The 11,543-nt window shown below is 57.4% G+C and carries 9 protein-coding genes; all 9 read right to left on the reverse strand.

All coding sequences use genetic code 11. From position 1 onward, the window contains the following. Nucleotides 1-41 precede the first annotated feature (41 nt). Nucleotides 42-1,502, reverse strand: coding sequence for a mannitol dehydrogenase family protein (locus ACO6VX_RS02020; protein WP_422457533.1), 1,461 nt, complete (start codon nucleotides 1,500-1,502; stop codon nucleotides 42-44). Between the two features lie 67 nt (nucleotides 1,503-1,569). Next, complete coding sequence (locus ACO6VX_RS02025; protein WP_010248200.1) at nucleotides 1,570-2,853, reverse strand: MFS transporter; 1,284 nt, start codon at nucleotides 2,851-2,853, stop codon at nucleotides 1,570-1,572. Between the two features lie 82 nt (nucleotides 2,854-2,935). After that, complete coding sequence (locus ACO6VX_RS02030) at nucleotides 2,936-3,946, reverse strand: Zn-dependent oxidoreductase (RefSeq protein ID WP_033788256.1); 1,011 nt, start codon at nucleotides 3,944-3,946, stop codon at nucleotides 2,936-2,938. 10 nt (nucleotides 3,947-3,956) lie between these two features. Continuing rightward, nucleotides 3,957-5,171 (reverse strand): D-mannonate dehydratase ManD, encoded by a 1,215-nt coding sequence (gene manD / locus ACO6VX_RS02035; protein ID WP_010670990.1) that lies wholly within the window; start codon nucleotides 5,169-5,171, stop codon nucleotides 3,957-3,959. Between the two features lie 219 nt (nucleotides 5,172-5,390). Further along, nucleotides 5,391-6,290, reverse strand: coding sequence for a lipid kinase YegS (gene yegS / locus ACO6VX_RS02040; protein ID WP_033772226.1), 900 nt, complete (start codon nucleotides 6,288-6,290; stop codon nucleotides 5,391-5,393). A gap of 220 nt (nucleotides 6,291-6,510) precedes the next feature. Beyond that, entirely contained in the window at nucleotides 6,511-7,893 is a 1,383-nt protein-coding gene (yegQ, locus tag ACO6VX_RS02045; protein WP_061703770.1) for a tRNA 5-hydroxyuridine modification protein YegQ, read from the reverse strand. A gap of 120 nt (nucleotides 7,894-8,013) precedes the next feature. Next, on the reverse strand, nucleotides 8,014-8,721 hold the full coding sequence (gene baeR / locus ACO6VX_RS02050; protein WP_033772222.1) for a two-component system response regulator BaeR: 708 nt from the start codon (nucleotides 8,719-8,721) through the stop codon (nucleotides 8,014-8,016). A 6-nt stretch (nucleotides 8,722-8,727) separates the two neighbouring features. Next, entirely contained in the window at nucleotides 8,728-10,116 is a 1,389-nt protein-coding gene (gene baeS / locus ACO6VX_RS02055; protein WP_033758415.1) for a two-component system sensor histidine kinase BaeS, read from the reverse strand. Next, complete coding sequence (locus tag ACO6VX_RS02060; protein ID WP_031292679.1) at nucleotides 10,113-11,519, reverse strand: MFS transporter; 1,407 nt, start codon at nucleotides 11,517-11,519, stop codon at nucleotides 10,113-10,115. Before ACO6VX_RS02060 ends, baeS begins: the two co-directional genes overlap by 4 nt. Between the last annotated feature and the right edge of the window lie 24 nt (nucleotides 11,520-11,543).

An 11,543-nucleotide genomic window follows, 5' to 3' on the forward strand; every position in this document is an offset into this window, starting at 1 on the left:
TCAGCGCGCTGCGTCTGCGCCAGCGCTTTGTCACCAGGCTGTTATGCCTGGCTCATACACTGCTGCACCGTCGCCCGCGCGCCCTGAGTCGTCAGCTGCTGGTAATACGTCGTCAGTCGGGCCACCAGATCGGCGTTCTGCGCCAGATCGTCGCCAAAGATGTCGCGCAGACCCAATAGCGCACGGACACGCGCTTCGCCTTCTTCGCTTCCGGCAACCGTCTCTGCCAGCGTGGCTTTCAGCGGATCGCGGATCTCAATCGGCTGACCCTGTTCATCGATGCCGCCGACATAGCGCATCCAGCCCGCCACGCCCAGCAGCAGCAGGTCGCAGCGGCTGCCGCGCTGCAGATGCCAGCGCAGGCTGTCGAGCATGCGTTGTGGCAATTTTTGCGATCCGTCAGTGGCGATTTGATATGTGCGATGTTTAATGGCACGGTTTTCGTAACGGGCGATCAGCGAATCGGCATAGGCGTTGAGATCCACGCCCTGGGTACGCAGCGTCGGCGCCTGCTCATCAATCATCAGTGAACGGGCGGCGGCGCGGAAATGGGGATCGGCCACGCAGTCGCTGATGTACTCATAACCGGCCAGGAAGCCGAGATAGGCCAGAAAAGAGTGGCTGCCATTCAGCATGCGCAGTTTCATCTCTTCATAGGGCAGAACGTCACTGACCAGTTCTGCGCCCGCTTTTTCCCACGCCGGACGGCCATTGACGAAGTTATCTTCAATCACCCACTGAAAGAAGGGCTCCGCTTCAACCGCAACCGGGTCATCGGAACCCAGACGCGCGCCTAGTGCCGCAAACGCCGCATCGGTCATGGCCGGAACGATACGATCGACCATGGTGGAGGGGAAGGTAATGTGTTGCTGAATATAGTCTGCCAGGGCCGGATCCTGATGCTGTGCCAGTTGCACAACAACGTTGCGGGTCACGTGACCATTTTCCGGCATGTTGTCACAGGACATCACGCTAAAGGCGGGTAAGCCCTGATCCCGTCGGCGGCGAATCGCGGCCAGAATCAGACCGGGCAGTGAACGCGGCGAATGCGGATTCTGCAGGTCATGCACGATGTCAGGGTGATCGGGATTTAAATTGCCACTGGCAGGCTGGTGGCAATAGCCTTTCTCGGTGACGGTCATGGAGATAATCGCCACCTCAGGCTGGCTCATGGCATTGATCACCGCCTCAATACCGTCACTTTTGCCGTGCAGTGCCTGAGTAATGACGCCAATCACCCGGGTATGCAATGAATCATCGGCCATCTCGGTGAGGGTATAAAGCAGCTGCTGCTCTCGCAGGGCCTCAATCAACGCGCCGCTGTTGAGGTTCACTTCACAATAACCCCAGTCGCTGCCCTGTTCAGCCAGCTTATCGCTGCAGAGCGCCTGATGGGCGCGGTGAAATGCACCAAAACCGATATGTACCATGCGGGTTTTTAACTGGCTGCGGTCGTAAGCGGGGCGCCTGACCTCAGCGGGCAGGCGATCAATCTGTAACATAGTCCATCCTTATGGCAAACGGGGCGCAAAGCGCCCCGAAATCATACATCTGTTAGCGAAACAACACTCAGACCGAAACCGGTTTATCCTGGGTTTTCGGACTGCGAATCACAAATAACACCAGGAAGGCACCCAGCGCGGCGACACAGCCCGCAAGGATAAAGGCGCTATCGAATTTACCGGTGTGATGAACAATAAACCCGGTGACAATAGGCCCGATGATGCCGGAGAGGCTACCCACCAGATGGATAAAGCCGCTGATGCTGCCGATACGGCTCTTGTGCACCACATCCTGAATAATCGCCCAGTAGATTGCGCCGGTGATATAGAGAAAGAAAATCGACACCGACATCATAATTACCGCAGGCACCACATCTTTTATCGTACCCGCCAGCGCCACACAAATTGCGGCGGCCAGCAGTGAGACCACCAGCACAATTTTGCGGGACAACAACAGCTTGCCGGTGATGTTAAAGATCTTATCGGAGATCCAGCCACCCAGCGCCAGGCCAACGAAACCGACGATCCACGGGATCATGGTGGTGATGCTCATCGATTTGATATCCAGGCCGTGCGCCTGCACCAGGTAGGCCGGGAACCAGCTCAGGAAGAAGAACAGAATGTAGTTGTAGCAGAAGAAGGCAAAAGCGGTGACCAGGATAATCGGCTGGCGCAGGTAGTAGCCAAACGGATGTGACGTTTCCGACAAATCAACTTCATCATTCGGGTTCGTTGCTTTCAGGCGATCAATCAGCAGACGTTCCTCTTCGCTGACGCGCTTGCTCTTCGCCGGATTGTCAGCGGCGAAGAAGAGCCAGAATGCCATCCACACCAGTCCGATACAGCAGACAATTACGAACGCCGGACGCCAGCCATAGGCGAGCGCCAGATAACCAATGATCGGGCCAGCGACCGCACCACCCAAAGGTGATCCGGCACTCAGTAAGCCCATGGCCGTCGCGGCCTGTTTTTTCGGGAACCAGCCGTTAATCGCTTTGTTAGCCGAGGAGCAGATCGGGCCTTCAGCCATGCCGAACAGCACACGCAGGATCAGCAGTGACCAGAAGCCGGTGGCCAGTGCGGTCATGCCGCAGAAAATGGACCAGGCTCCTACCGCCACGGCCAGCACGATTTTAGGGCCATAGCGGTCAGTGGCAAGGCCGCCAAGGAAGTTAAACAGGGCATAGCCAAAGAAAAAGCTGCCGAAGATCATGCCAAACTGCTCAGCATTGATCGCCAGATCTTTTTCCACCAGCGGCACCGTCAGCGACAGGGCGACACGATCGAGGTAGTTAATCATGTAAACCAGGAACAGCAGCAAAACGAGGGTCCAGCGCAGATTCTTGAACATACAAACTCCGTGATCTGTTTTATCTTTATAGTCATGCCGGCGGGTACGCACCGGCTGAGGAGACCTGGTGTTCAGCGGATAATTAACCCATCTGAAGTATGACTTTGCAGCAGGTGCGCGGATCTTTTTCAAACAGGGTCATCGCACGCTCAATCTCCTGCAGCGGGAAGTAGTGCGTGACCAGTTTCTCTGGCTGGATTAACCCTTTTTCCATCCATTCGATCACCTGGGGGAAACGATTGCTGTTAAGACGTGAGGTAAACAGCGACAGCTCCTTGCTGGTCAGGCTCTGCTGAGTAATGCTGCACGGCTCGCCGGAGAAACCCAGCAGGCCAATGCGCGCGGCGGGTGAGGCGAGGGCAGCTGCTTCAGCCAGAATGGTGGGATGGCAGGCCGCGTCGATAATCAGCGTAGGCTGCACGCCCTCAAGCTGTGCCGCCAGCGGAATTTCGCTGTTATCGAACAGTTGATCCGCACCGCTCTGCTCTGCAAGTGCCAGCCTTTCCGGCAGACGATCCACCACCATCACCTTTTTAACCTTATAGACGCCCTTCAGCACCTGAATCGCAGTGAGCCCCATCGGACCGGCACCGTAAATCAGCGCCACATCGTCTGGCTGCGGTTTGAGAAACGCGGTGATATTGGCGGCGATAGTGAAAGGCTCAACCAGACTGGCGAGCCGATCGGGGATGCTGTCCGGCAGGGAAAAGGCATTTTTTGCCGGAGCCAGCGCAAACTCGCTGAAGCCGCCATCACGGTGCACGCCAATCACCTGCAGTGTGGTACAAACATTGGGACGGCCCACCGAGCAGGGATAGCAGCTGCCGCAGCTCACCACCGGATCCACCGCCACGCGGTCGCCCAGCCGGGCCGGATCAACACCGTCGCCCACCGCGTCAATGACGCCGAAAAATTCGTGACCAATTACCCGTGGATATTTCGCGAACGGGTTATGCCCGTGCCAGATATGCACATCAGAGCCGCAGATACTGGCATAAGCCACTTTGACCCGGACTTCGCCCGCCGCAGGTTGTGGCAGCGGACGTTCAGCCACCACCAGTTCACCCGGCTGTTCAATAACAACGCTTTTCATCAGCTTCTCCTTACCAGTTCCACAGGGTGCCATCTTCAAGACGGGCGACCGGGAGATAGGCAGGTTCATAGGGATATTTCGACGCCAGTTTCTCGTTGAATTCAATGCCGAGACCGGGTTTGTCGCCTGGATGCATGTAGCCCTGGTCAAAGGTCCAGTTAGCATCAAACAGCTCCATCATCTGTTCGGAGAAGCCCATGTACTCCTGCACACCGAAGTTCGGCACCCAGAGGTCAAAGTGCAGTGCAGCCGCCATGCAGACAGGGGAGAGATCAGAAGGACCGTGCGAGCCGGTGCGCACCTGATAGAGCGAGGCAAAATCAGCGATACGCCGCATACCGGTAATGCCGCCCGCATGCGTAATGGTGGTGCGGATGTAGTCGATCAGCTGTTCTTCAATCAGCTGCTTACAATCCCAGATGCTGTTGAACACTTCACCCACGGCAATCGGCGTAACGGTATGCTGGCGGATCAGGCGGAAGCACTCCTGATTCTCAGCAGGCGTCGGATCTTCCATCCAGAACAGGCGATAATCTTCCACGCTCTTGCCAAAACGCGCCGCTTCAATCGGCGTCAGGCGATGATGCATGTCATGCAGCAAGTGCTCGTCGAAACCAAACTTGTCACGGATGGCGGCGAACAGTTTCGGGGTGAAATCGAGGTATTTCTCGGTTGACCAGAGCTGCTCTTCCGGCCAGTTGCCTTTGGTTGCAGGCTCATAGGCCAGACCTTTACCTTTCGCCATGCCGTAAGTGGTTTTCATGCCCGGAACGCCGCACTGCGCGCGAATCGCTTTGAAGCCCAGCTCTTTGTGCTTCGCGTAGTCATCCATCACTTCATCAATAGAGTGACCGGTGGTGTGGCAATAGACCATCACGCCGGTACGGGATGCACCACCCAGCAGCTGATACACCGGCATATTGGCGGCTTTGCCTTTGATATCCCACAGTGCCATATCGACTGCCGAGATAGCGGACATGGTGACCGGGCCACGACGCCAGTAAGCGCCCTTGTAGAAATATTGCCAGATGTCTTCGATCTGATGCGCATCGCGGCCAATCAGCTGCGGGCAGACGTGATCTTTCAGGTAGGAGGCGACCGGTAATTCACGGCCATTCAGCGTTGCGTCGCCAATGCCGGTCAGACCCTGATCGGTGGTGATTTTTACGGTGACAAAGTTTCTGCCTGCGCAGGTTACAAATACTTCTGCCTTAACAATTTTCATCCTGGTTGCCTTAAGTCAGCGTTCAATGATGAAAAAGTACGCTCTTTAATACTACCATACAAGTTAGGGTGGCAGAGTTGTGAACGGAATCACAGAGTGTTTACATTGTCTGAAAACGGCGATTAAGGCGTCATAAAGCGAGGCAGCAGGGGGAATGTTACGAACAAAATAGGCGCTATTGGCAGCAATAAAAAAGGGGCTTTCGCCCCTGATGTTGGTTCAGGCAAGCAGCGCGCACTGCGGCGGCAGGCGGCAGCTCAGCGCGCCCGCCATCACCTCAATCACGAATTCGCGCCCGGAAAGCGGCTCGCCATCGAGGTTAAAGGTCATCTCATGTGGCGAACGGATCGTCAGTGACTCCAGTTGCGTGGTGACGATGCCGGGATTGTCATCGTCGCCGGTCAGCGAGTGCAGCAGGGTAGGCAGCAACTCCTGCGCGGTGACAACACTGACGTCCAGTCGGCCATCGTTGATCAGGGCAGAAGGGCACAACCGCTGACCGCCGCCCGCCTGACGACCATTACCGATACCGATCACCAGCGCATCACCCTGCCAGGCGAAATCGGGGCCGCTGATCTCGCAGGTATCCGGTTTCAGCGTATCCATGCGCATCAGGCCGTGAATAAAGTAGGAGACGCCACCCAGCGCCGACTTCAGCTTTTCCGGGGTTTCAGTCGTGATACGGGTACCAAACCCGCCAGTCGCCATATTGATGAAGTAGTGGCTCTGATTTACCCTGGCCAGATCGATGGCACTGGCTTTGCCCTGAATCGCCAGTCGCAGTGCCGGTTCCATCTCTTCCGGGATGCCGACGCTGGTGGCAAAATCGTTGGCGGTACCCAGCGGCAGGATGCCCAGCACCGGGCGATGATCCGCTTCAGAAGAAGCCAGCGCTGTCGCAATTTCATTGATGGTGCCATCGCCGCCACCCGCCACCACGGTCGCGGCCTGCAGCGCAATGGCCTCTTTGACGTACCGATCGCCGTCACCTTTTTCAAATGTGACACGCACCGCAATGTCGAAGCCTTCTTCACGCAGGGTCGTAATAGCTTCGCGCAGATCATCATTACCCGCGCCTTTCCCATTCAGGATGAGCAGCGTAAGCGGTTTATTATCCATTTTGCGTTCCTTGAAGAACTACAGAGTAAGAAGGGATTTATAACACAGCTGCCAGCAGTAAATTATTGGCGAAAGAGAGAAAAAAGAAAACCCGCACGGGGGAGCCGGGCGGGTAAATGAGGTGGTTCCTGGTAAATCTGCCGTTTATTGTTACTCGTTAGCAGCAGGCGGGACTATAAAGCAGCGCCGCGCAGGGGTCTGTGATCCTGTTCTGATTTCCTCAAAATGTTTCCGTTGGTAAACGATTATGAGGGTCCCGGGTATCTTCACCATGATCAAAGTTGCGCAGCAGCAGTGCAAAACGCAGATCCACCTCCTCTGGCACCCGCAGCCAGACGCGATGGCCATCGCCCGGCGCAACTTCAGTGGGTTCGCCGCGCGCATTCTGCAGCGCGTCCAGCTGGCAATTCAGGTTCCCCTGAGGCGTCATGATCTCCACGCTGTCGTGCAGCATAAACTTATTCTTCACCGCCACTTCAGCCCATTCGCTCCGGCGTTCGCCGGTGAATTCGCCGACAAACTGCTGGCGGTCGGACACCGAAAAGCCCTGCTGATAATTCTGGTAGCTGTCGTGAGTGTGGCGGCGCAGGAAACCTTCGGTATAGCCACGATGTGCCAGGCCTTCCAGGGTTAACAGCAGTGAGGGATCAAACGGCTTACCGGCAGCGGCATCATCAATCGCCCGGCGATAAACCTGAGCGGTGCGGGCGCAGTAGTAGTAGGACTTGGTGCGTCCCTCGATCTTCAGCGAATGAACGCCCATCTCGCTGAGCCGCTCCACGTGCGCGACCGCGCGAAGATCCCGCGAGTTCATGATGTAGGTGCCGTGCTCATCTTCGAACGCGCTCATCACCTCGCCGGGCTTCATCTTCTCTTCCAGCAGAAACACCTTGTCGGTGGGCTGACCAACGCCCAGCGTTGGCGTCACATCCTGTACGGCGACAGGCTGGTGGATACCGACGATATTCCCCACCTCATCCTGCTGACCCTCCGCCACTTTATACTCCCAGCGGCAGGCGTTGGTGCAGGTTCCCTGATTCGGGTCGCGTTTGTTCATATAGCCGGAGAGCAGGCAGCGACCGGAGTAGGCCATGCAGAGTGCGCCATGGACAAAGACTTCCAGCTCCATCTCCGGGACCTGCTGGCGGATCTCGGCGATCTCCTCCAGCGACAGCTCGCGTGACAGAATCACCCGGCTCAGCCCCATCTGCTGCCAGAATTTTACCGTGGCCCAGTTGACCGCATTGGCCTGCACCGACAGATGAACCGGCATCGTCGGGAAAGCGTCGCGCACCAGCATAATCAGGCCGGGATCGGACATAATCAGCGCGTCGGGCTGCATCGCCACTACCGGCGCTAAGTCACGAATAAAGGTTTTCAGTTTGGCGTTGTGCGGCGCAATGTTCACCACCACGTAGAATTTTTTACCCAGCGCGTGCGCTTCACTGATGCCCAGTGCGAGGTTTTCGTGGGTGAATTCGTTGTTGCGCACCCGCAGGCTGTAGCGCGGCTGGCCGGCATAAACGGCATCGGCACCATAAGCAAACGCGTAACGCATGTTCTTCAGGGTGCCAGCGGGGGAAAGCAGTTCGGGTTTCATGATTTTCTCACTGATGTCAGGTCAGCATGTCGCCTCAGGCGGCAGGTGCAGGGCAATGAAGCCCTGCAAAAGGTGCGGAATTGTAGGCAGTGAGAAAAGGGAAGTAAATTGATCGGGATCAAACTAGATCAAATGACAGGCATCGGCTTCCCAGCGATAGCCCATGCCGTAGACGGCGCGGATAAAAGGTTGCTCGCTGTCGAGATTCTCCAGCTTGCGCCGCAGGTTCTTGATATGGCTGTCGATGGTGCGGTCCGTGACCACGCGGTAGTCATCATAGAGATGGTTGAGCAGCTGTTCGCGTGAAAAGACCTTGCCCGGCTCCAGCGACAGCGTTTTCAGCAGACGGAACTCCGCCGGCGTGAGATCCAGCGGCTTGTCGCGCCAGCTGGCGAAGAAGCGGCTCTCATCGACGCGAAGTAACGAGGCGCTTTGCGGCTCTTCCGCCGACCGTTTTACCCGGCGCAGAATCGTTTTAACTCGCGCCACTACTTCACGCGGGCTGAAGGGTTTACAGATGTAGTCATCCGCGCCCAGCTCCAGCCCCAGCAGCCGATCGATCTCCTCGGTGCGGGCGGTGACCATAATAATCGGCAGTTCGGAATGACGACGGATTTCACGGCACAGCGTTAAACCGTCGGTGCCTGGCAGCATCAAATCCAGCAGCATCAGGTCGGGTGGCGTCTGGCGCACATACTCCAGCACCGCGTTACCGTCGGCGATGTGATGGGTACGGTAGTTCGAGGCATGCAGATAATCGATCATCAGCTGCGCCAGTTTCGGCTCATCTTCGACCACCAGAATCAGCGGGTCGTGGTTTTCCAGGCTCATAAGCGTCTACACAAGGGGAACATAGCGCAAGTGTAGCGCGATTTTCAGTCCACCTAAATCAGAGTGCGCCGCATGAATATCGCCGCCATGCGCGTCAGCGATATTTTTACAGATGGCCAGGCCCAGTCCCGAGCCGCCGCTGGCGCGATTGCGCGAGCCTTCGGTGCGGAAGAAGCGCTCAAAAATCTGGGCCTGATGTTCCCCATCCACGCCCGGTGCGCTGTCATCAAATTCGATGCGCCAGTTGGGCGCCTCATAGTTCAGCGTCACTTCAACCCGGCCCCCGCTGTCGGTGTAGCGCAGGCTGTTCTCCAGCAGATTAGTGAACAACTGCATCAGGCGGTCGGGGTCGCCAAAGAAGGGGGCGTTATCGGGCAGATTGAGTTTCAGCGTCAGCCCGTGTGCACGATAGCGTTCGGCAAAGCTGCCCGCCGTCACTTCCAGCAGTTGCACCAGATCGGTTGCCTGTTTGCGGTAGGCAAGGGCGCCCTCATCGGACAGCGACAGCTGGTGCAGATCGTCGACCAGCTTGGTCAGCACCACCACTTCGCTTTGTAGCGAGGCGATCGCTTCCGGCGTCAGTTTGCGCACCCCATCCTGCATCGCTTCCAGTTCACCGCGCAGGATCGCCAGTGGTGTCCGTAACTCATGGGAGATATCGGCCATAAAGGCGCGGCGCATGCTCTCATTTTTCTCCAGCGAGCTGGCAAGGAGGTTAAAGTCCCTGGCCAGCTGGCCCAGCTCATCCCGGCTGCTGACCTCAACGCGGGTGGCAAAATTACCGGCCGCCAGATGATGGGTGCCGTCGACCAGACGTTTGACCGGAGCCAGCAGACCGCGCCCCATCAGCCAGGTCGCCAGTGCCGCCAGCAGCGTAGACAGCCCGACGATAATCCAGCTGGTGCGGCGCTGCTGCTGATCAAAGTTAATGTCGGTACTGCGCGTCAGCCGCTCCGGCGGCGAGCCGATGACCCAGCCGACCACTTTATTATTGCTGGTGGTGATATTGCGTCGCGTGCCTTCGGGCGGCACCGGCGATTTTGGCCCGGCCAGCACTTTATATTGCTGGTCGAGGATCCAGAACTGGGTGCGCCAGCCGTGCGGCGGCAGCTGACTGTTGCTGTCGGGATTCTGCTCCAGCGAGCGCAGCATGGTGAACACCAGCCGGTCGTTGTGGCGCAAAAAATCCCAGTTGCCGTGCTGCTCATACTGATCGGCCAGGGCATCGCTGAGCAGATTTAACCGCTGCTCGTTGCCGCGCTTAATGTAGTCGACAAAGCCATGCTCGAAACTGAGGCGAACCCCCCAGTGCATGGTAATCAGCACCAGCATGCAGGTGGCGAAAATCGCCATAAACAGTTTGGCACCGATGCCCAGGCGCAGGTTATCTCTCATTTTTTTCTCCGGCGTCGCAAATCAACGTTGGTACTCACCTGTGGCGGCACGCGCCAGAACACCAGCGCGGGCAGGATGATAATCAGCGACATGCAAAGGTAGGTATAAATAAACATCTGATGTTCCGCCGTGCTGTTCGCTGCGCTTTCCTGAGCAAATGCCCCCAGCAGCAGCCCGGCCACGGTAACGCCAATACTCATCGACAGCTGCATAATCATCGACAGCAGGCTGTTGCCGCTGGACGCCAGCTCATCGGGCAGCTCCTTCAGCGTCAGGGTATTCATTGAAGAGAAGCGGATGGCGTTGACCATGCCCTGCAGAAACAGCACCAGTGGCAGCAGCCAGACCCAGCCCAGAATTGCCACCAGCGGGAACAGCAGGACCACCAGCGCCAGCGCCACGGTCGACATCACCAGCACGTTGCGGTAGCCAAAAAGATTGACGATGCGCACCACAATGCGTTTCATCCCCATATTCCCCAGCACCATCGGAATCATCATCAGACCAGCATGAAACGGGCTGTAACCCATGCCGAGCTGCAGAAAGATAGGCGTCATAAAGGGCAGCATGCCGCTGCCGATGCGGCCGGTAAAACTGCCGAGCAGGCCAATGGAGTAGATGCGATTATCAAACAGCTTCAGGCTGAACAGCGCATTATCATTGCTGCGCGCATGCATCAGGTAGAACAGCAGAGAGAACATACCAATGAGGATCATGGCACCCAGCAGCAGCGGAGAGCCGCCACTGCTGCGCTGACCATCCAGTGCCAGCGTCAGGGTTGCCATTCCGGCGGCCAGCAGGATAAAACCGCCGAAATCAAAGCGCCGCGTCTGCATGCTGTAGTTGGGCATCAGCATCAGGGTGGCAATAGCGCCTGCAATGCCGACCGGGATATTGATCAGAAAGATCCAGTGCCAGCTGGCGTACTCCACCAGCACACCGCCCAGCGCCGGACCCAGCAGCGGACCGATCTGGCCGGGCAGAGTGACAAACGTCATGGCGGACATATACTGCTCGCGCGGCACGATTTTCATCACCGTCAGACGACCCACCGGCACCATCATTGCCCCGCCAATCCCCTGAACCACCCGCGACAGCACCAGCTGATCGAGGGTGCCGGAGAGGGCGCACAGCAGTGATCCCAGGCTGAACAGCACAATGGCGCAGAAGAAAATGTTGCGCACGCCAAAGCGATCGGCCAGCCAGCCGCTGACCGGCAGCATCACCGCTACCGTCAGCACGTAATAGACGATGACCGAGTGCATGTGCAGCGGGCTGACACCCAGATCGTGCGCCATCGACGGGATCGCGGTATTCACGATGGTGGTATCCAGCGTCTGCATAAAGAAGCCGATGGCAACAATCCACAGTTGCCAGCGGACGTTAGTGCTTTGCGTACTCATCGATCCCCCCGATAAAGGCGTCAC

The organism is Pantoea sp. BJFS-204, from assembly GCF_049310725.1.
GTDB classification, from domain to species: Bacteria; Pseudomonadota; Gammaproteobacteria; order Enterobacterales; family Enterobacteriaceae; genus Pantoea; species Pantoea agglomerans.

Bases quoted from the DNA above. Each gene is read 5' to 3' on its own strand.
- ACO6VX_RS02020 (WP_422457533.1), bottom strand. From the start codon at position 1,502: ATGTTACAGATTGATCGCCTGCCCGCTGAGGTCAGGCGCCCCGCTTAC.
- ACO6VX_RS02025 (WP_010248200.1), bottom strand. From the start codon at position 2,853: ATGTTCAAGAATCTGCGCTGGACCCTCGTTTTGCTGCTGTTCCTGGTT.
- ACO6VX_RS02030 (WP_033788256.1), bottom strand. From the start codon at position 3,946: ATGAAAAGCGTTGTTATTGAACAGCCGGGTGAACTGGTGGTGGCTGAA.
- manD (WP_010670990.1), bottom strand. From the start codon at position 5,171: ATGAAAATTGTTAAGGCAGAAGTATTTGTAACCTGCGCAGGCAGAAAC.
- yegS (WP_033772226.1), bottom strand. From the start codon at position 6,290: ATGGATAATAAACCGCTTACGCTGCTCATCCTGAATGGGAAAGGCGCG.
- baeR (WP_033772222.1), bottom strand. From the start codon at position 8,721: ATGAGCCTGGAAAACCACGACCCGCTGATTCTGGTGGTCGAAGATGAG.
- baeS (WP_033758415.1), bottom strand. From the start codon at position 10,116: ATGAGAGATAACCTGCGCCTGGGCATCGGTGCCAAACTGTTTATGGCG.
- ACO6VX_RS02060 (WP_031292679.1), bottom strand. From the start codon at position 11,519: ATGAGTACGCAAAGCACTAACGTCCGCTGGCAACTGTGGATTGTTGCC.